Genomic DNA, 311 nt, shown 5'->3' on the forward strand with positions numbered 1-311 from the left:
GTATATGGGATTACCAAACCTTAAAAGAGCAAAAATAAAAACTCAATGGACCTATGAAATGGTTGCTGAGTGGAAAAAAGGTCGCGACGACATTGTAGATTTTGCTGAGACATATTGTGCTATTACCCATATCGACTACGGTACAATTAAAGTACAACTTCGTGACTATCAACGTGATATGCTTAAAATAATGTCTTCTAAGCGTATGACAGTTTGTAACTTATCGCGTCAGCTAGGCAAAACGACCGTAGTAGCTATTTTTCTTGCACACTTTGTTTGCTTTAACAAAGATAAAGCAGTAGGTATTCTTG

The 311-nt window shown here is 36.7% G+C and carries 1 protein-coding gene; it reads left to right on the plus strand.

All coding sequences use genetic code 11. The features are described 5' to 3' along the window. Positions 1-311, plus strand: a 311-nt coding sequence (locus Y887_RS20785) for a terminase large subunit domain-containing protein (RefSeq protein ID WP_046965616.1), incomplete at both ends; no start/stop codon positions are given.

It is taken from the genome of Xanthomonas pisi DSM 18956, from assembly GCF_001010415.1.
Taxonomy (GTDB): domain Bacteria; phylum Pseudomonadota; class Gammaproteobacteria; order Xanthomonadales; family Xanthomonadaceae; genus Xanthomonas; species Xanthomonas pisi.